Origin of the sequence: Flavobacterium johnsoniae, from assembly GCF_030388325.1 — a bacterium.
Taxonomy (GTDB): Bacteria; Bacteroidota; Bacteroidia; order Flavobacteriales; family Flavobacteriaceae; genus Flavobacterium; species Flavobacterium johnsoniae_C.
The window spans coordinates 912536-932636 of the sequence record NZ_CP103794.1 but is presented as its reverse complement, the minus strand read 5'-3'; the positions used below and the strand labels follow the sequence as shown (position 1 = coordinate 932636).

Genomic DNA, 20101 nt, shown 5'->3' with positions numbered 1-20101 from the left:
ATTATTTATCCTTTTAAAATTTTAGTTTTTTCAGTTTCAAATTCTTCCGAAGTTAAAATTCCAGCATCTAGAAGTTCTTTCAAATCTAATAATGCTTTTTTCTTTTCTTCCATCGAATTTCCAGAATCAGATTTTGATTCTTCTTTTTTAGTCTGAGTTGGCGTTACAACTGTTCCTGAAGGTGCATATTTCAGAATCAATTCAGTAATTTCATTAAACCCTTTTACATTTGAGTAATCAATTGCTTTTTGTTCTTTTACGTTTACAATTGAAGCGTCGGCTTTATTATCTAATAAATATTTCACAACATCTTTCTTTCCATTTGCGGCACTGTAATGCAAAGGCGTATTTCCAGATTCGTCTTGAATATTGATATTTGCTCCAGCTTCAATTAAAAGTTTTACCATGCTGAGATTTCCTTTTTTGGTTGCTACATGTAAAAGGCTTTCTCCGCCATAATTGTAACTGTTGTTTAATGTAAAACTTGAATCATTAGAAATATTAGAAGCGCTTACAACCCAATCCAGATAATCGTTCATGGACGAAGTGTCGCCAGCAACTGGTTTGCTATAATTTACATCGACACCATTTTCTAAAAACAAAGACACAATTTCCTTTTGATTATTCGCGCAAGCGTACCAAATTGGAGAATAACCGTTGTTGTTTGATGTAAATACATCTGCGCCTCTTTCGACCAAAAGTTTAGCCAGCATTCGGTTGGTTTCATAACAAGCAATCAAAAGAGCATTTTCGCCAGAATGATTAGCGTGATTTACATCCGCGCCGTTATCCAAAAGTAAAGTCACCATTGGAAGAGATTTGGTGTAACAAGCATAAATTAATGGAGCATTTCCTTGTTTATCGGTCGTATTAATCTCGGCACCTTTGTCTAAAAGCAATTGAATAATTTCACGATTTAATTTAGCTGAAGCTAATAAAAGTGGTGTTTCTCCATTGTTATTCAATAAATTAACGTCAATTCCTGCTTCAAGCAACTTTGTTGCAATTTCAACTTGAGAGGTTTGAACAGCTAAATGTAAAAGGCTATTTCCGAGTTTATCATTTTTGGTAATTTCGGCACCGTTTTCTAAAAGATACAAAGCTGTTTGTTTTTGTTTTTGAAGACAAGCGAAGAACAAAGGCGTTTCTCCTTGATGATCTTCGTAATTAATATCTGCGCCTTCTTCAGATAAAATTTTAACTAAATCTAAATATCCTCTGTGCGAGGCATAATGCAAAGCTGTTCTTCCTTTTTCGTCTGTATATTTTACATCGACTTCTTTATTTTGAAGCAGTAATTCAGCTATTTTTCGGTTGCCGTTTTCACAGGCAATTATAAATGACATTGACATAGAATCTTGATTTTTATATATTATTGTAAACACATAGAAACATAGTTTTATGAATATTAAAAAAGGCGTTTCACTTATTTAAATGCACATAGTTTAGCTATGTCTAGAAACTTGTTTCTTTGTTCTCTTTCGATACAATCCTATAAGATTAGAAACTATGTTTCTATGTGTTTAGATTTTTTGTTTAACGATGAAAATTTAGGCTTTCATCAAAAGCTCAACAGTTTTAACTTTCAAATTGTCTGTAGAAGCAAGTGTAAGAGCTGTTTCGTCTTTATCGTTACTAATCTCTTTATCTGCGCCATTCTCTAGAAGAAGTTTTACTTTTCTGTAAATTTCTTTTGCAGCTTCGGCATCATAATTCACATTATAAGCGCAGACTTTGTGTAAAATGGTATTTCCCTGATTGTCTTGTTCATTAACATCAATTGCTCCGTTATCTAGAGCCGATTTTAAAATTCCTGATTTTTTCTCAGCAATATAATCGATACCCGATTTTGGATTTCCATAATATAAAGCAGCATGATTTAAGTCGGCACCGTCGGATAATAATCTTTGTAAAGAATTTAGATCAGATTCAGAATCAGACATCATTCGGATAAATTCGGTCAGTAAAGTTCTTCCGTCTTTGTTGATGCTGTTGAAATCTGCTGAAGAGGATTCGGCTAAAAGTTCGTACATCGGAATAGAAAATTGCTCACCAACTGCATAATAAAAAGAACTATTTTCTTGATTGTCTTTTTCATTAGGATCTGCTCCGTTTTCTAATAACATCGGAATATATTCTTTTTTGTTTCTTTTTACAGCGTACATCAAAGGCGTAGTTCTAACTACATTTTTCTCATTAATGTCAACTCCGTTTTCGAGAAGTGTTTTGATGTATTCTTTGCCTTTTTCAGCATTTAAAGAATAATTATTTACGATTTTATGAATTAGATTTTCTTGAGCGTTGTTTTTGTATTGTGCATTACAACCAAAATCTTCTATTAAAATTTTAATAATTTCCGGAATTGCTTCTTTTTCTATAAAATAGCCCAATAAAGTCTGATCACTAATTTCATCATTTATATTGTCGACTTTAGACATTATTTCTTTGAAAAAAGAAATAGATGATTCGTCATTTTTTATATTTCGAGAAAGAGAATTGAAAATAGATTTGTCAAAACTGTCCAATTCGTAGATATCGGTTTCAATAAAACCGGCTTTTATTAATCTTTCGATGAAATCAATTTCTTTAGATTCAATTATTTTGGCAGTTATTTGGGAGAAATTATTTTTAAGATATTGATCATTAAAGCTTTCTCCGTTATTTAGGCATTCTCTGGCCTCGTCAAATTTTCCCTGAAAAAGGAAACTTTCAATCTGGTTTTGTGTTTGCATTAGAAATATATTTAAAATGATAAGTTTTAATTGCAGTTTGGTTTGTAATTATTGACTTCGCAAACCATGTTGTAAGATAAAACATAAAAATGAGAAATATATTTTAAGTTTAAAATTAAAAAGGCGTTTTTATGTTAAGAAATAGACATGATGGGATGTTTTTGGTTTCTTTTATGACTGATTTTTTGAAAAAAATAAATGAAAAGTATATTTAAAAGAAAACCCTATTTTGCAATTGAAGCAGAATAGGGTTTGTTTTTATTTCATTATTGAAAAATAATATCAAGATCATTGTCAATAGCATCTTCGCACAATTCAATCAATCGATCTATTAAATTTTCTCCATCGACATCAATGAAACAATCGTATAAATTTAAAGGTTTAATTTGGTATAAATCTATCAATTCTTTTTTTTGATCTATAACTTTATGATTTGAATTTTGTTTTTGAAATACTTCTTTTATTTTTTTAAGTTCAGAGATCATTTCTTTACATTCTTTAGGTTCAAATTTTCCATCACAATCAGAATGATTCATAATTGTTGGACAAGTACTTCCCCAATTTCCATTATTTTCAATTAATTCGAAAATGCAGTCGCGAAAAATTCCAAAATACTCATAAGATCCAACTTCTAAGCCATTTATTTCTTCTTCTTTTTTAAAAATTGCTAAATATAAACCCATTTTAATTTAAAATTTTTTCTATTTTGAGATGAGATTTGTATTCTTTCACTAATTGTTTTAAATCATTATTCAAAAGACATTTCTTTTTTACTCTAATGATTAATTGACCTTTTTTCGAGATTGCATTAAATAATAATAATTTAATTTGATAGGTTGCTTTTAATTCACTGCAACATTTTATTAAATACCACTTATTGTTAGAAAAGGCATCAGCCTTAGCAGTTCTGGCAACTTGATGTTTAGTGTTTTTATATTCGTTGTTCATGTTTCAATTGTTTGAAAATAAAAAAAAGATTATTTTCTTATTTAGAATTTATCTGCAAAATTAGTTTTGAAAATTATTGGAAACAACCTCAATAAGTCATAAAACAAACACAATAAGTCTTTTATTTAGAGAAGAATAAATTATTTTGAGTAGAGAATTTTAAAACTATTATTTTTAAAAATCGATTCAATTTTTATTTAACAACCCTTTACAATTAATCTATAAATAGCCAAATAAAAAAAATACTATCTTTACCGATCAAACGTTTATGAACTTAAGCTGCATTTTGGCAGCACTACATATATAATTATGGCATGTACAAGTTGTTCAACCTCAGATGGTGGCGCACCAAAAGGTTGTAAAAATAATGGGACTTGCGGCACCGATAGCTGCAATAAATTGACGGTTTTTGACTGGCTTTCGAACATGAGCCCGTCTACTGGAGAGGCGATTTTTGATTGTGTTGAGGTTCGTTTTAAAAACGGACGTAAGGAATTTTTTAGAAATTCAGAGAAATTAACTTTAAGTATTGGCGATATTGTAGCAACTGTTGCTTCGCCAGGTCATGATATTGGTATTGTTACTCTTACAGGAGAATTGGTAAAAATTCAAATGAAGAAAAAAGGAGTGAATTACGAAAGTAATGATGTACCGAAAATCTACAGAAAAGCATCTCAAAAAGATATAGATATTTGGTCTGTTGCCCGTGATCGCGAAGAACCAATGAAAGTTCGTTCACGTGAATTGGCAATTCAGCATAAATTGGAAATGAAAATTTCTGATATCGAATTTCAAGGCGACGGCTCTAAAGCAACATTTTATTATACAGCAAATGATCGTGTCGATTTTAGAATGCTGATTAAAGATTTTGCTAAAGAATTCAGCACAAGAGTTGAGATGAAACAAGTTGGTTTCCGCCAGGAAGCAGCTCGTTTGGGTGGAGTTGGTTCTTGCGGACGTGAACTTTGCTGTTCTACTTGGCTTACCGATTTCAGAAGTGTGAATACTTCTGCAGCACGCTACCAGCAATTATCATTGAATCCGCAGAAATTGGCGGGACAATGCGGAAAATTAAAATGTTGTTTAAACTACGAGTTAGACACGTACATGGACGCATTAAAAGATTTTCCAGATTACGATACCAAACTAATCACGGAGAAAGGTGATGCAGTTTGCCAGAAACAAGATATTTTTAAAGGATTGATGTGGTTTGCCTATACAAACAACTTTGCAAACTGGCATGTTTTAAAAATCGATCAGGTAAAAGAAATTATTGCTGAAAATAAGCAGAAAAATAAAGTTTCTTCTTTGGAAGATTTTGCTGTTGAGGTAGTTGCAGAACCAGAAAAAGATTTCAATAACGCAATGGGACAAGAGAGTTTAACTCGTTTTGACCAGCCGAAAAGAAAGAAAAAACCAAATCGCAAACGCAAAAATGCTGAACCTGCAGGTGTTGCAACTCCGCAAAAACCACAACAGGAAAAAAATAATAATAATCCGAAACCAGCAGGAAATAATAAGCCTTCTGGAGCAGGAAATCCAAATCAGCAGAACAAACAAAATAATCCAAACAAGCAAAATCATAAGAGTAAGCAGAATCCGAATAAACAACAAAATTCGAACAAGCAAAATTCTAATGAAAACAAATCTGCAGAACCTAGAAAACCAATAATTATTACTAAAAATGAGAATAAAAAATAGCGGAATTCTTCTTTTGGTAGCAATACTCCTTTTTTCTTGCGATAAAAAAAGAGTATTCGATGAGTATAAATCTGTTGGAAGTGCCTGGCACAAAGACAGTATTGTAAGCTTTGATCTGCCAGTTTTAGATTCTACAAAAAAGTATAATTTGTTTGTAAATATCAGAGACAACAACAATTATCCGTTTAATAATCTTTTTTTAATTGTTGCTATTGAAGCGCCAAGCGGATTTACAAAAGTAGATACCTTGCAATATCAAATGGCGGCTCCAGACGGAACTTTGTTAGGGAATGGATTTACAGACATTAAAGAAAGTAAATTGTATTACAAAGAAGATGTGAAGTTTAAAGGAAAGTATAAAGTTCACATTAAGCAAGCCGTTAGGCAATCAGGAAAAATCCCTGGAGTTGAAGCTTTAGAAGGAATTACAGACGTTGGTTTTAGAATAGAACAAAAAGATTAGATAAATAGTTATGGCTGCTACTAAAAAAAACAATCAATCAAACAAGGATATTAATTATTATAAAAAGAAATTCTGGCGTGTTTTTGCTTACACAATGCTAGGTATTTTAGCCTTCTTTTTATTTGCTTCATGGGGATTATTTGGTTCAATGCCTTCATTTGAAGACTTAGAAAATCCAGATTCTAACCTTGCCACAGAAATTATTTCTTCTGATGGAGTTGTAATTGGTAAATATTTCAAAACCAATCGTTCTCAATTAAAATACTCAGATCTTCCTAAAAATTTAGTCGAAGCATTAGTTGCAACTGAAGATGCACGTTTCTACGAACATTCAGGAATTGACGGACGTGGAACTTTAAGAGCTGTTTTCAGTTTAGGAACAAATGGTGGTGCTAGTACGTTAACGCAACAGCTTGCGAAACAGTTGTTTCATGGTGAAGGTTCTAAATTCTTGCCTTTTAGAATTGTACAAAAAATAAAAGAATGGATTATTGCCATTCGTCTAGAAAGACAATACACAAAAAATGAAATCTTAGCGATGTACTGCAACGTTTACGATTTCGGAAATTATTCTGTTGGAGTAAGTTCGGCTGCTCAAACCTATTTTTCTAAAGAACCTAAAGATTTAACGGTAGACGAATCGGCTATTTTGGTCGGAATGTTCAAAAACTCAGGTTTATACAATCCAGTAAGAAATCCGCAAGGAGTAAAAAACCGCCGTAATGTGGTTTTGTCTCAAATGGCAAAAGCAAAAATGATTTCAGAAGCTGAAAAAGAAAGACTTCAGCAACTGCCTATTACTTTAAAATTTAAATTAGAAAGTCACCGTGAAGGTATTGCAACTTATTTTAGAGAATATCTTCGTGATTATATGAAAAAATGGGTTACAGAAAACAAAAAACCAGACGGTTCTGAATATGATATTTACAAAGATGGACTTAAAATCTACACTACGATAGATTCTAGAATGCAGTCTTATGCAGAAGAAGCGGTTTCTGAACACATGAAAAACTTACAACAACAGTTTTTTATTGAACAGAAAACCAATAAGAATGCACCTTTCGTAAATATTACACAAGCAGAAACAGATCGAATCATGATGCAGGCAATGAAAAATTCTGTTCGTTGGGCGCAAATGAAAGAAATGGATAAAAGCGAAGATGATATTATTGCGTCATTTAAAGTGAAAACAAAAATGCGCGTCTTTACTTGGAAAGGAGAACGCGATACAACAATGACACCTCTTGATTCTATTCGTTATTACAAGCACTTTTTGCAATCTGGTTTAATGTCTATGGAGCCACAGACTGGAGCAATTAAAGCTTGGGTTGGTGGAATTAATTATAAATATTTCCAATACGATCACGTTGGGCAAGGAGCAAGGCAAGTAGGTTCGACTTTTAAACCTTTCGTTTATGCAACTGCAATTGAAGAATTAAATATGTCGCCTTGCGATTCTATTTTAGATGGTCCATTTATGATTCACAAAGGACGTCATCACGTAACAGAAGATTGGGAACCAAGAAATTCTGATTACAGATACAGAGGAATGGTAACTTTAAAACAAGCTTTAGCAGCTTCTATCAATACTGTTTCTGCTAAATTAATTGACAGAACAAGTCCAGAAGCTGTTGTAGAATTAACTAAAAAATTAGGTGTAAAAACAGAAATTCCAGTTCAGCCTTCAATTGCTTTAGGAGCTGTTGATATTACAGTTGAAGACATGGTTGCAGCATATAGTACATTTGCAAACCAAGGAGTTTATGTAAAACCACAGTTTTTGAGCAGAATTGAAAACAAAAGCGGTGAGGTAATTTATGAACCAATTCCAGAATCTCACGACGTTTTAAATAAAGATATTGCTTTTGCCGTAATCAAATTGCTACAAGGAGTTACCGAAAGCGGTTCTGGTGTTCGTTTACGTACGCAAGGAGGAGGAAGCGGAGATAATCGTTGGACAGGATATCCGTACATGTTTACAAATCCAATTGCAGGTAAAACGGGTACAACGCAAAATCAATCTGATGGTTGGTTTATGGGAATGGTTCCAAACTTAGTAACTGGTGTTTGGGTTGGATGTGAAGATCGTTCAGCTCGTTTCAAAAGTTTGACTTACGGTCAAGGAGCAACTGCTGCTTTACCGGTTTGGGGTTATTTCATGAAAAAATGTTATGCTGATAAAAATCTTCAAATTTCTAAAGGTGAATTTGAACGCCCTGCAAATCTTTCAATTAAAGTTGATTGTTATGCCAGACCAACAATAGTAAAAGATACTACTCAAACAGAACAAAATACAGACGAATTCGAGTTGTAGTTTTGTTTCTTTAAAATAAAAAATATCCTTTTGTGACTTCAGAAATAATGAAGAAAACAAAAGGATATTTTTTTGGCAGCAGTGATTTTATTTTTTACGAAATCGTTATAATTTAATCTAAAAATCTTATTTTTATCAAAATTATACAGTAATAAAGACAGTTTGTTATGATAACAAAAAAAGTGAATAATGTTCAGGAAGCCATTCAAGGAATTGAAAGCGGAATGACAATTATGTTTGGCGGTTTTGGATTATGCGGAATTCCGGAAAATACAATTGCAGCTTTAGTAAATACATCAATCTCCGATTTAACATGTATTTCAAATAATGCAGGAGTTGATGATTTTGGTTTGGGATTATTATTGCAGAAAAAACAAATAAAAAAAATGATTTCTTCTTATGTAGGAGAAAATGCAGAGTTTGAACGTCAAATGCTTTCGGGTGAATTAGAAGTTGAACTTACTCCGCAAGGAACTTTAGCAGAACGTTGTCGTGCTGCTCAGGCTGGAATTCCTGCTTTCTTTACACCAGCTGGTTACGGAACTGAAGTTGCTGAAGGAAAAGAGGCAAGAGAATTTAACGGAAAAATGCACATCATGGAAGAAGCTTTCAAAGCTGATTTCGCAATCGTAAAAGCTTGGAAAGGCGACGAAGCAGGAAATCTAATTTTTAAAGGAACAGCCAGAAACTTCAATGCTTGTATGGCAGGAGCGGGAAAAATTACGATTGCAGAAGTTGAAGAACTAGTTCCAGTTGGTTCTTTAGATCCAAATCAAATTCATATTCCGGGAATTATGGTGCAGCGTATCTTTCAAGGAGAAAAATTTGAAAAAAGAATCGAGCAACGAACAGTGAGAACTAGAAATTAGATAATGAGAAAATATGGCAATTAGATAATTAAACACATTTCGGAAAATTATCTAATTATAAAATTCTCTAATTGACACATTATTATGGCACTTAGTAAAGAAGATATAGCAAAACGAATTGCAAAAGAAGTAAAAGACCGATATTTCGTTAATCTTGGAATTGGTATTCCGACTTTGGTTGCAAATTACGTTCGAGAAGATATAGCAGTAGAATTTCAAAGTGAAAACGGCGTTCTCGGAATGGGACCATTTCCTTTTGAAGGAGAAGAAGATGCCGATATTATAAACGCAGGAAAACAAACCATTACAACACTTCCGGGAGCGAGTTTTTTTGATTCGGCTTTTAGCTTCGGAATGATTCGTAGCCAAAAAGTAGATTTAACGATTCTCGGAGCAATGGAAGTTTCAGAAAACGGAGATATCGCAAACTGGAAAATTCCAGGCAAAATGGTAAAAGGAATGGGAGGCGCAATGGATTTGGTGGCTTCCGCGGAAAATATCATCGTGGCAATGATGCACGTAAATAAAGCTGGGGAGTCAAAAATCTTAAAAAGATGCACTTTGCCATTAACAGGCGTAGGATGCGTTAAAAAGGTTGTAACAGAGCTTGCGGTTCTCGAAGTAACAGAAAAAGGTTTTAAGCTCTTAGAACGAGCTCCAGGTATCTCAGTTGAGCATATCATCGCATCAACTGAAGCTGATTTGATCATTGAAGGAGAAATTCCTGAAATGGTAATTTAATAGTATTGCCACAAAGGCACAAAGACGCAAAGAAAATTTTAAATTGAAAAAACAAAAAACCGCCCAATAATAAGGCGGTTTTGTTTTGAAAAAAACTTTGTGACTTATTAGTGCCTTTGCGGCAAAAAATACTATAAGTTAAAAGAAGCTCCTAAACTAAAAGTAGCTTGATTATTTAAATGATCAAAAACTCCATTATCATTGCTGTATTTTGCAATTGGGAATCCGATTTCTGTGAAAACACCAAATCCGTCTGTAAAAAAGTAACGACCGCCAACATGTCCACCAAAATTACGAAGTCCTAAGCTTAGACCTGGATAAATATCTAATTGTTCTACTCCAATAACACTACTCAAATTAGCATTAATTCTTGCTTTTGCATCAAAACGATCACCAAAATCTGGAGTTCTTGTTTGAATTTGGTTGTTAACAAAAATATTACGATCATCTGCACCAAGTAAATAATTAGCAACAAAACCAAATGAGAAATTTTCTCCCAAACCAAAATCTACAGAACCCTGAATTCCAGAACCACCATCTTGAAGATTAGCACCAACGTTTACTCTCGTGTCACCTTTACCAGTAAAGGCTTTTTGAGCATTGATAAATCCGAATGATACTAAAAACAAGAGTGTAATAACTTTTTTCATAAACTTTAAATATTAATTATTTTGCAGGGCAAATGTAAATTTTCTATAAATTAATTCCTACCCTTTTCGTTAAAATACAATTCGTTCAACGGTTCGCTCTGCCAGTATTCTTTAGTGTCGACGTTCAAAATCGTGAGCGGACCTCTAAATGCAGCGCCTGTGTCAACATTCCAAACGCAAGCTTTATTTATCGGCACAGTTTTTCCAATTCTGGTAACAGGCGTATGACCGATGTAAACTTCTTTATAAACGGTAAATCTTTTAGGATAGTGTAAATCGTCTTCCTTTAAATTTGGGTCTAAAGCAAGTGCCGATTCCCAAAGCGTTCTATCCCAATAAAATAGTTTGGAAAAATATTCCCATTTTACACCATTTAAATTGGTAAATCCGGCATGAACAAACAAACGATTTTGATCGTCAAGATAATAATCCTGAAGATTTTCTAAAAATTCGATATGGGTTTTCTTTTTTTCTGCGGAGATTTTTGCGTAACCTTCAACAGTAGCTTTTCCGCCGTGTTTATACCACATTTCTTCGTCAAAATCGTCATTTCTTTCTTCTAACCAGTCTAATGCCAGTTGATCGTGATTTCCTCTTATGCAGATGCAGTTTTGTTTGCTTTTTAAATCGATCAAAAAGTCAATTACTTCAACAGACTGGCTCCAGCCGTCTACGTAATCGCCCAAAAAGATTAGAGTATCTTCGGTAGTAACTTTGGCTCTTTCTAACACTTGTTCCAGTGCAAGTAATCCGCCATGAATGTCACCTATAACAAATGTTCGCATTATTTAATTTTTCGAGTAGAAGAACAAAAATAAAAAGAATTATCGGTTTGCGCTCACCTAATTTATATTCTTTAAAAATTGATACTATTTATAACTATTTGAAGTGCTTTTTTATTGCTTTCCGCTGTAAATTTGCAAAATGTCAGAAACACCAACATATCGCAAAATTATTCACATCGATATGGATGCTTTTTACGCATCGGTAGAGCAAATGGATAATCCTGAATTGAGGGGAAAACCTGTGGCTGTTGGTGGTTCAGAAAATAGAGGAGTCGTTTCGGCTGCGAGTTACGAGGCGCGAAAGTTTGGAGTTCGTAGCGCCATAAGCGGAGTTTTGGCTAAAAAATATTGTCCAGAAATTATTTTTGTCAGACCTCGATTTGATCGTTATAAAGAGATTTCATCCAAAATTCATAAAATCTTTAATGAATATACCGATTTAGTTGAGCCTCTTTCGCTTGACGAAGCTTATTTGGACGTTACTAAAAATAAGAAAGGGAATCCGAGCGCAAGTTTGTTGGCTCAGGAAATTAGATTAAGAATTTTTAATGAAGTGGGTTTGACGGCTTCTGCTGGAATTTCGATCAATAAATTTGTCGCTAAAATTGCTAGCGATTATAATAAACCAAACGGACAAAAGACGGTAAATCCAGATGAAGTTGAAGCTTTTCTAGAAGAATTGCCAATTCGTAAATTTTATGGTGTTGGAAAAGTAACGACAGAAAAAATGTATCAGCTCGGAATTTTTACTGGAACCGATTTGAAGAGTAAATCGCTTGAATTCCTTGAAAAACATTTCGGAAAATCAGGCGCTTTTTATTATCACGTAGTTCGCGGTATTCATAATAGCGAAGTGAAATCGTCTAGAATTACTAAATCTGTCGCGGCTGAGCATACTTTTGATGTCAATTTATCATCTGAAATATTCATGATAGAACAATTAGAAAGAATTGCGGCTTCGCTAGAAAAACGTTTAGAGCGCCATAAACTTTCTGGTAAAACAATTACGTTAAAAATAAAATACAGTGATTTTTCACAACAGACTAGAAGTAAAACACTTCCGTATTTTATCTCAGATAAAAGTCTGATTATGGAGAATATTCAGGAATTGTTATATCAAGAAAAAATGAAAGATTCGGTTAGATTACTTGGTATTTCTCTAAGTAATTTGAATAATGAAATTAAAAAAGCGGTGGTAGTTCAATTAAAATTTACGTTTTGATAACACAGTTGAGATTTAAAATGATGAGTTCTATGTGTAATAACAAGATTTTTCCTCTATCTTTGGGTAAAGATTTGTTGATTATCTAAAAAGTTGACTATGAAAAATACTAACTCTGACGATTTTTTACAACGAAATTCGGTTCCAATTTTAGCATGGGATTTTCATTACGAATATATTAATGAATTAAAAGCGCTAACCGTTGATTTGGAAAAACTCAATGAAATTTCGAATCGATTTACTTGGGACGAAAAAAAACTTAATATTAAAGAAAGAATTAAGGAAGAAGTTATTGTAATTACTGATTTGGAACTGAAAATAGTTTTCGCGTCAAGCGGAATAAAAAAAATGACAGGTTTCAAAGAAGATGAAATTTTAGGTAAAACACCAAAAATGTTTCAAGGACCTGCAACTTCTAAAACAGACTTAAAAGAAATTAGAGAAGCTTTAAAAAAACGAGTTCCTTTTGTAAAAACACTCGAAAATTATAGAAAAAATGGAAAGACTTACAAATGTAAAATAGATGCTTCTCCAGTTTATAACCTAAAAGGCGAATTATCGCATTTTATGGCTTTTGAGAAAGAAGACTTAAGTGCTTGATGACTTAACCGCAAAGAGCGCAAAGGTTTACGCAAAGCACACTATATATCAAAACAAAAACCGCCCAATAGGCGGTTTTTGTTTTATATAATTCTTTGTGAACTTTGCGTAAACCTTTGCGCTCTTTGCGGTTAAAAAAACTACAAATTAGCAAAGAAGTCATTTCCTTTATCATCCGTAATTATGAATGCAGGGAAATCTTTTACTGTGATTTTACGAACAGCTTCCATTCCTAATTCTTCAAAATCAACAACTTCAACTTTAAGAATGTTATCTTGAGCCAAAATAGCTGCAGGACCTCCGATAGAACCCAAATAGAATCCGCCGTATTTGTTGCAGGCGTCTGTAACTTGTTTAGTACGGTTTCCTTTTGCTAGCATAATCATGCTTCCGCCATTCTTTTGGAATTCATCAACATAAACATCCATACGTCCCGCAGTTGTTGGTCCAAAACTTCCTGAAGCCATTCCGTCTGGAGTTTTTGCAGGACCAGCGTAATATACTGGGTGATTTTTGAAATATTCTGGCATTGGTTTTCCAGCGTCTAACAATTCTTTGATTTTTGCGTGAGCAATATCTCGAGCAACAATTACAGTTCCGTTTAGTTTTAAACGAGTTTTAACTGGATATTGAGATAATTTAGCCAAAATATCTGCCATTGGCTGATCTAAATCAATTTCTACAGGCGCTTCTAAATGCGGAGCTGTTTCTGGTAAAAATTGTTTCGGATTTACTTCTAATTGCTCAACGAAAATTCCATCTTTCGTAATTTTTCCTTTGATATTTCTATCAGCAGAGCAAGAAACTCCCAATCCAACTGGACAAGAAGCAGCGTGACGCGGCAAACGGATCACACGAACATCGTGCGTAAAATATTTTCCGCCAAATTGCGCTCCAATTGCACTTTCCTGACAGATTTTCTGAACTCTTTCTTCCCATTCGTGATCGCGAAAAGCCTGACCAGCCATATTTCCTGTAGTTGGAAGATTGTCATAATATCCTGCAGAAGCTTTTTTAACAGCACTTAAGTTTGCTTCAGCTGAAGTTCCACCAATTACTAATGCTAAGTGATACGGAGGACAAGCAGAAGTTCCTAAATCTTTGATTTTTGTGCGAATGAATTCGTCTAATGATTTTTCATTCAATAAAGATTTTGTCTGTTGATATAAGTAAGTTTTGTTTGCAGATCCTCCGCCTTTTGCCATAAACAAAAAGTCGTAAGAAGTTCCTTTTTTAGCATAAATATCAATTTGCGCTGGAAGATTTGATCCTGAATTTTTTTCTTCAAACATCGAAATCGGAACAATCTGCGAATAACGTAAGTTTCTTTTTTGGTATGTATTGAAAATTCCTCGGCTTAACCATTCTGCATCATCAACACCTGTAAAAATGCTTTCTCCTTTTTTAGCCATTACGATTGCTGTTCCAGTATCCTGACAGCTTGGCAACTGACCTTCGGCAGCGACAGAAGCATTTTGAAGTAAATTGTAAGCCACAAAACGATCATTGTCTGTCGCTTCTGGATCGTCTAAAATTTTTCTTAGTTTTTGCAAATGTGTCGTTCTCAACATAAACGAAACATCTGTTAAAGCTTCCTCAGCCAATAATTCTAAACCTTTTGGATCAACGGTTAAAACTTCGCGTTCTCCAAATTGCTCAACTTTCACAAAATCAGAAGTGATTTTGCGGTACTGCGTATCGTCCTTTAAGATCGGATATGGATCTTGGTATATAAAATCAATCATTGCTTTGTTTTTTTTACAAATTTAGAAATTATTTACCTAAGAAAGAATTTGAATAAGGGCGTGTGTTTATAATTTGAAACAAATTAAACTGGACTGAAGTCCAGCCCTACAATATAGCCCGAGCCGTTGGCTCTTTTTCAGATCCGCAGGAACGATTTATTTTGTAGAGCTGGACTTCAGTCCAGTTTAGATTGTTAAGATATAATTATGGGAATTATATTAAATTTTCAAAAAGGCACCTTTCGTCAAATTTCGTATCGTATTTATTTAAAAAAGAAGAATATTCATCTTTAAAACTTTGCTTTTTATGATGCTCTTCTTGATTTTCGATATATTTATAAACAGCATCAATATGAGATTTACTGTATGAAAAGACTCCGTAACCTTCCTGCCACTCAAATTTGTACTTTGTTAATTTATTGTCATTGATATATTTTGAAGATTTACCCTTTACAACTTTCATCAAATCTGAAACAGAAACAGTTGGTTTAAGGGCTAGAAGACAATGAATATGATCTTCAGTTCCATTTACGATTATGGTTTTACAGCCTGTTTCATTTATTAAATTTCCTATTACACTTAATATTTTAGATTTGGCATCATTTGTAATTAAGGCTTCTCTGTATTTAACTGCAAAAACGACTTGTATATAAACTTGGTGAAAGATGTTTGACATATTTATAACGATTAAAATCTGTTGTAAATATATAAAAATTCTTACAAAAAATATTTTATCACATTATATTGAACTGGACTGAAGTCCAGCCCTACAAAATGAATCGTTCCTGCGGAACTTTATATTTGGTATTTTGATAATATTATGCAAATGAATAAAGTCCAGCTCTACAAATGCTGGAAAAATGAGCCAACGGCTCAACCCATATTGTAGGGCTGGACTTCAGTCCAGTTTGTGTTTATGTGTAAGGACAATATTTTAAAAAAACCAAGTCGCTACAAAAATCGCCGTAATTACGCAGATCAAATCAACCAAAAGCATTGTACCCAAAGCGTAACGCGTGTTTTTAATGTTTACAGAACCAAAATAAACTGCAATTACATAAAATGTACTTTCGGCACTACATTGGAAAATACTGCTTAATCTTGCTGTTAAAGAATCGGCTCCAAAGGTGTTCATAGAATCAATTAAAAAACCTCTTGATCCAGCAGAACTAAACGGACGCAACATCGCCACTGGAAGCGCATTTGTAATTTCTTTGCTTACACCTAAATTCGAAAAGATAAATCCTATTCCGTCGCTGATAATCTCAAATAAACCGCTGTTTCTGAATAGAGAAATTGCAACTAACATTCCTAAAACATAAGGAAAAATCGTTACGCCAGTTTTAACACCATTGTTTGCTCCAACAACAAAAGTGTCAAAAACAGTTGTGTTGGCATCTTTAAACTTTTGTTCGTGTCTGAAAGAAAATATCAGAGTGAAAACGATAATTGTCAATAATATTAATCCCGAAAGATTAGAAGTAAAATAGTTTTTACCAATTAAATCTAAGTGATTAACATACATCAATAAACCAACAATTGCAGCAATTAAGCCCATAAGACCAATCAAAAGTGAAGCACTTTTGAAATTGATTTTTTGTTTAATTCCGACAATTAAAAAAGCGGCGATTGTACCAATAAACGAAGTGATAATACACGGAAGCATAACATCGGCTGGATTGCTTGCGTTTGCAGCAGCGCGGTATCCAATGATTGAAGTTGCAATTAAAGTTAATCCAGAAGCGTGAAGACACATAAACATAATTTGTGCATCGCTGGCTTTGTCTTTATCGGGATTTATTTCCTGTAAACTTTCCATTGCTTTTAAGCCAAATGGCGTTGCAGCCGAATCTAATCCCAAGAAATTGGCAGCAAAATTCAATGTCATATAAGATATTGAAGGGTGATTTTTAGGAATGCTTGGAAACACTTTCACAAAAACCGGACTTAAAGCTTTAGCTAAATTTCCAGATGCTCCAGAAACAATTAAAAGTTCCATCAATCCGCAGAAAAAGGCTAAATAGGCAATTAAAGGCAGAATTAAATCAACTAAAGTACTTTTGCAAGTTGGAAGAAGACCGTCAGATTTTTGAAGTCCGCTGAAGATTTTTACAGTTTTATTTTTGTAAACATAAGTCGTGTCGGCATTTAGCGTATCACGATTGATAATCATGGTTTGGTCTGGCGCTTTCTTGATGCTGTCTTTAATAAAAGCAGGAAGTTCTTCAATATATTTTTCTGAAACTAAAACAGGATCGTCTTTTTTTCCATTCAAAACAGAATCAATCGTATAAGTATTGGCAGTAAATAAGCTGAATACAATAAAAATAATCGAAGAAATAAAAATCGTTAGCCAAAATCTGCTCAATACCATAATTCTAATTTTTTGTAAATGTAATTATTTAGCAATAATACGCATAAAGATTTAAGTAGCGAAACAGGAATTTATCGTTATAAATCATATAAACCATTGTGTATTTATTTTTTAAGTTATTTCAAAATGTTTATATGTCGCTCCACTGGAGCTTTTGATACTGGAAAATTATATTTTCTATAACTATATCACTCTTCCAGAGCTTTTAAATCTATAAATTTCATTAGGCATCAGAAAAATATAATTAAATGCAGAAGCTCTGGAAGAGCGATATAGTTATAGATCTGAAACAAAACAAAGTTTAAAGCTCCAGCGGAGCGAAATAAAATTTACTCAATAACAATTTTAGTTTCCAAATAGTTTTCAAAAGTTTTAATTCCTTCAAACAAAACTTCTTTTTTGTGTTTTTCGGTTTCATTGAAAAACTCCGTTTCTATTTTAACATGATCTTTTTTGAAAGTTCTTTTCCAGATTCCGATTACTTTTCCATTTTCTAAAATTATGGGTTTGAAAATACCATTATTAGTAAAAACTTTTGATTGATTTGCTGCTAAAAATGATGCTTCGCGAGTTTTGTATGAAATTAAAATTTCGTCAAAAGCGGGTAGAAAATTTACGCTTTCGCGGAAATCCTCTTCATTAAGAAGATCTTTTTTAAACCAATATTGCTGATTATCAATAGTGATATTGCTTAATTGCAACTCAATTGCGTTAATTGTTTTCTTGCAGATTGTAATAGGAAATCCTGACCACCATGAAAAATCTTGTAAAGTTGCTGGACCATGACTTTCAAAATATCGTAGAGCAAGTTTTGCCAATGCTTCTTCTTTGGTTAAACTGGTATTTGGTTTTTTTACTCTTTCTTCGAGTAAGGCATAAGTAATCTGTTTGCCTTTCATTCTTCCATTGCAGACCAAACCATCTAGTTCGGCATTCATCATTACAATAACTGGAGATAAATCGCCTACACTTTTTTGAATGTTGAGCTCTTTCATGATTTCCTCTCGAGTTAAATGATTGTTTCCCGCTAGAAGTTTTTCAATTTTAGAATTAACTTGATCAAATTTCTTTTCATCAAAGCCATGTTGTGTAGCCATTGTTGCAAAGAGACGTTTTACTTGCGGTGCCGAAAGTTCCAACATCCAATAAATATCATAAGGAGAAACAAAATGCCAAGTTGGACGTAGAATATGAGTTCTGATAATTTTACCAGAATTAATAGCTTCTTCAATTTCTTTTTCTGTAGCATCGCAACGTGAGCCAATTGCCCATTTTGCCATTGCGTAATCTTGCGCCTGCATCGCGCCAAAATGCTTTACAACTTCTTGCGGAGAACATGAACTTGCCTTGAACAATTTTTGAGCAACCATTCGATAATGTGAAATTTCAGAATGAATCATTTTCAAAATTATTTTAAACCATAAATAGAAAAACCTTAGTATCTCAAAAACTTAGAACCTTAGCATCTTTAAAAAACTAAACATGAATAATCTCATCGTCGATCAATAAATCTTCTCTTCTTAAACGAAGAAAAATTTGTGCAACAGCAATAGTATCTTTTTCGCAATACGTTATAATTCGGTCAATATCTTTTTCAACATAAAAAACGTGCGCGACTTGACTTCCGTCAATATCGCCTTTTGGCGATGGAACACCGAGAATTTTAGTCAATAATTTTAAAGATGTAAAATGCTTGTAATCGCCAAATTTCCATAATTCTAAAGTATCTAAATGCGGAATTTCCCAAGGTTTTTTGCCAAATAAATTCAATTTGTCTGGAATTGGCATTTGATTGATAATCATTCGGCGAGCAATAAACGGAATGTCAAATTCTTTTGAATTATGTCCGCATAACAAATGCTGTGGCTGATTAAAATGATTATTTACAAGATTAGAAAAGTCTTTTAGGATTTTGTTTTCTTCGCCAAAAAAAGAAGTTACTCTAAAATTTCGAATATCTCCTTTTATTGTAAAAAAGCCAACCGAAATACAAATTATTTTCCCAAACTCAGCCCAAATTCCTGCGCGTTCGTAAAACTCTTCTGGAGTAAAATCGTCTTTTCGCTGATATTGTGTTTTCAAATCCCAAAGAGATTGCATTTCAGCGTCAAGCGAATTGAAATTCTCTTCTTCTGGAACAGTTTCTATATCAAGAAATAAAATGTTATTGAGGTTTATTTTTTCAATCATAGTTTTTATATAACACAGATTACACGAATTATCACAAATTCGATTTTAACTAGAGAATCTATTGAATTTTTATATTTTGTAAATATAAGACTATAATTTTATTTGTGTAAATATGTGAAATTCGAGTTGAATTTAAAATAGACTTTGCTGTGCAGATGGAGATTCATGTCCTAAAAGCCATTTTTTACGAGATAAACCGCCTGCATATCCAGTTAAAGATCCGTTTGTTCCAATAACTCGGTGACACGGAACTACAATCCAAAGTGGATTTTTACCATTTGCAGAAGCAACGGCTCGAATTGCCTTTACATCGCCCAATTTCTTGGTTTGATCCATATAACTAACCGTTTTTCCGTATGGAATTTCTAATAAAGCTTTCCAAACTTTTTGCTGAAATTCGGTTCCTTTTGGATTTAGTTTCAGATCAAAATCGGTTCTTTTGCCTTCAAAATATTCATTTAACTGCAAAACGGCATCTTTTAAAATTTCTGGGATTTCTTTAGAAACTTCATTTGTGCCAACATCAGAAACGGAAATTACAGAAATACCGTTTTCATCTCCAATTATTTTGGTGATTCCTAAAGGTGAATTGATGTAAACTGTTTCCATAATTTATCGAAGAATTTTAACGCAAAGGCGCAAAGACATACGCAAAGTTCGCAAAGTTTTTTGTTTCTAAGTTAATAATCTTTGCAATATTGTCAGGCTGAGCGAAGTCGAAGCCTTATTAAGATGAAAAGGGCTTCGACTTCGCTCAGCCTGACATT

At 33.3% G+C, this 20101-nt stretch carries 19 protein-coding genes; 7 read left to right on the top strand and 12 right to left on the bottom strand.

Annotated elements, in window-relative coordinates; translation table 11 throughout:
• Positions 1-5: 5 nt before the first annotated feature.
• The 4 genes from NYQ10_RS04190 to NYQ10_RS04175 all read right to left on the bottom strand — a co-directional run bounded on the left by NYQ10_RS04190 (position 6) and on the right by NYQ10_RS04175 (position 3680).
• Positions 6-1346 (bottom strand): ankyrin repeat domain-containing protein, encoded by a 1341-nt coding sequence (locus NYQ10_RS04190; RefSeq protein WP_289879025.1) that lies wholly within the window; start codon positions 1344-1346, stop codon positions 6-8.
• 204 nt (positions 1347-1550) lie between these two features.
• The gene (locus NYQ10_RS04185) at positions 1551-2732 is read right to left on the bottom strand and encodes an ankyrin repeat domain-containing protein (RefSeq protein ID WP_289879024.1); all 1182 of its coding nucleotides are present in this window, start codon (positions 2730-2732) and stop codon (positions 1551-1553) included.
• Between the two features lie 266 nt (positions 2733-2998).
• Positions 2999-3415, bottom strand: a complete 417-nt coding sequence (locus tag NYQ10_RS04180; RefSeq protein ID WP_289879023.1) for an Imm70 family immunity protein — start codon at positions 3413-3415, stop codon at positions 2999-3001.
• A gap of 1 nt (position 3416) precedes the next feature.
• Complete coding sequence (locus NYQ10_RS04175) at positions 3417-3680, bottom strand: hypothetical protein (protein ID WP_289879022.1); 264 nt, start codon at positions 3678-3680, stop codon at positions 3417-3419.
• 309 nt (positions 3681-3989) lie between these two features.
• On the opposite strand from NYQ10_RS04175, the gene NYQ10_RS04170 reads away from it, so the two are divergent.
• The 5 genes from NYQ10_RS04170 (at position 3990) to NYQ10_RS04150 (ending at position 9768) form a co-directional block, all read left to right on the top strand.
• Complete coding sequence (locus NYQ10_RS04170) at positions 3990-5381, top strand: PSP1 domain-containing protein (RefSeq protein WP_289879021.1); 1392 nt, start codon at positions 3990-3992, stop codon at positions 5379-5381.
• Complete coding sequence (locus NYQ10_RS04165) at positions 5365-5844, top strand: gliding motility lipoprotein GldH (RefSeq protein ID WP_289879020.1); 480 nt, start codon at positions 5365-5367, stop codon at positions 5842-5844. Before NYQ10_RS04170 ends, NYQ10_RS04165 begins: the two co-directional genes overlap by 17 nt.
• Positions 5845-5854: 10 nt before the next feature.
• Positions 5855-8158, top strand: a complete 2304-nt coding sequence (locus NYQ10_RS04160) for a penicillin-binding protein 1A (protein ID WP_289879019.1) — start codon at positions 5855-5857, stop codon at positions 8156-8158.
• A gap of 167 nt (positions 8159-8325) precedes the next feature.
• Positions 8326-9027, top strand: a complete 702-nt coding sequence (locus NYQ10_RS04155; RefSeq protein ID WP_289879018.1) for a CoA transferase subunit A — start codon at positions 8326-8328, stop codon at positions 9025-9027.
• An 84-nt stretch (positions 9028-9111) separates the two neighbouring features.
• Positions 9112-9768: a CoA transferase subunit B gene (locus tag NYQ10_RS04150; protein WP_111284894.1), complete on the top strand. Its 657-nt coding sequence runs from the start codon at positions 9112-9114 to the stop codon at positions 9766-9768.
• Positions 9769-9899: 131 nt separating this feature from the next.
• Here NYQ10_RS04150 and NYQ10_RS04145 read toward each other — a convergent pair whose 3' ends face one another.
• Together NYQ10_RS04145 and NYQ10_RS04140 are read right to left on the bottom strand one after the other, a co-directional pair.
• On the bottom strand, positions 9900-10418 hold the full coding sequence (locus NYQ10_RS04145) for a DUF6646 family protein (RefSeq protein ID WP_289879017.1): 519 nt from the start codon (positions 10416-10418) through the stop codon (positions 9900-9902).
• A 50-nt stretch (positions 10419-10468) separates the two neighbouring features.
• Positions 10469-11203, bottom strand: coding sequence for a metallophosphoesterase family protein (locus NYQ10_RS04140; RefSeq protein ID WP_289879016.1), 735 nt, complete (start codon positions 11201-11203; stop codon positions 10469-10471).
• Positions 11204-11342: 139 nt separating this feature from the next.
• Here NYQ10_RS04140 and dinB point away from each other — a divergent pair, with 139 nt between their 5' ends.
• Positions 11343-12425 (top strand): DNA polymerase IV, encoded by a 1083-nt coding sequence (dinB, locus tag NYQ10_RS04135; RefSeq protein WP_289879015.1) that lies wholly within the window; start codon positions 11343-11345, stop codon positions 12423-12425.
• Positions 12426-12524: 99 nt separating this feature from the next.
• A complete protein-coding gene (locus NYQ10_RS04130) occupies positions 12525-13025 on the top strand; it encodes a PAS domain-containing protein (protein WP_289879014.1) in 501 nt (166 codons plus the stop codon).
• Positions 13026-13165: 140 nt separating this feature from the next.
• Here the strand turns inward: NYQ10_RS04130 and NYQ10_RS04125 are convergent, their stop codons facing one another.
• From NYQ10_RS04125 to NYQ10_RS04100, 6 genes are all read right to left on the bottom strand, one after another.
• A complete protein-coding gene (locus tag NYQ10_RS04125) occupies positions 13166-14770 on the bottom strand; it encodes a fumarate hydratase (RefSeq protein WP_289879013.1) in 1605 nt (534 codons plus the stop codon).
• 214 nt (positions 14771-14984) lie between these two features.
• Entirely contained in the window at positions 14985-15446 is a 462-nt protein-coding gene (gene tnpA / locus NYQ10_RS04120) for an IS200/IS605 family transposase (protein WP_289879012.1), read from the bottom strand.
• A gap of 258 nt (positions 15447-15704) precedes the next feature.
• Positions 15705-17144 carry a nucleoside recognition domain-containing protein gene (locus tag NYQ10_RS04115; protein ID WP_289879011.1) on the bottom strand — a complete coding sequence of 480 codons (1440 nt, stop codon included), beginning with the start codon at positions 17142-17144 and terminating at the stop codon, positions 15705-15707.
• A gap of 329 nt (positions 17145-17473) precedes the next feature.
• Positions 17474-18544, bottom strand: coding sequence for a winged helix DNA-binding domain-containing protein (locus tag NYQ10_RS04110; protein WP_289879010.1), 1071 nt, complete (start codon positions 18542-18544; stop codon positions 17474-17476).
• A gap of 76 nt (positions 18545-18620) precedes the next feature.
• A complete protein-coding gene (locus NYQ10_RS04105; RefSeq protein ID WP_289879009.1) occupies positions 18621-19334 on the bottom strand; it encodes a 3'-5' exonuclease in 714 nt (237 codons plus the stop codon).
• A gap of 132 nt (positions 19335-19466) precedes the next feature.
• On the bottom strand, positions 19467-19943 hold the full coding sequence (locus tag NYQ10_RS04100; RefSeq protein ID WP_289879008.1) for a methylated-DNA--[protein]-cysteine S-methyltransferase: 477 nt from the start codon (positions 19941-19943) through the stop codon (positions 19467-19469).
• Positions 19944-20101: the final 158 nt, after the last annotated feature.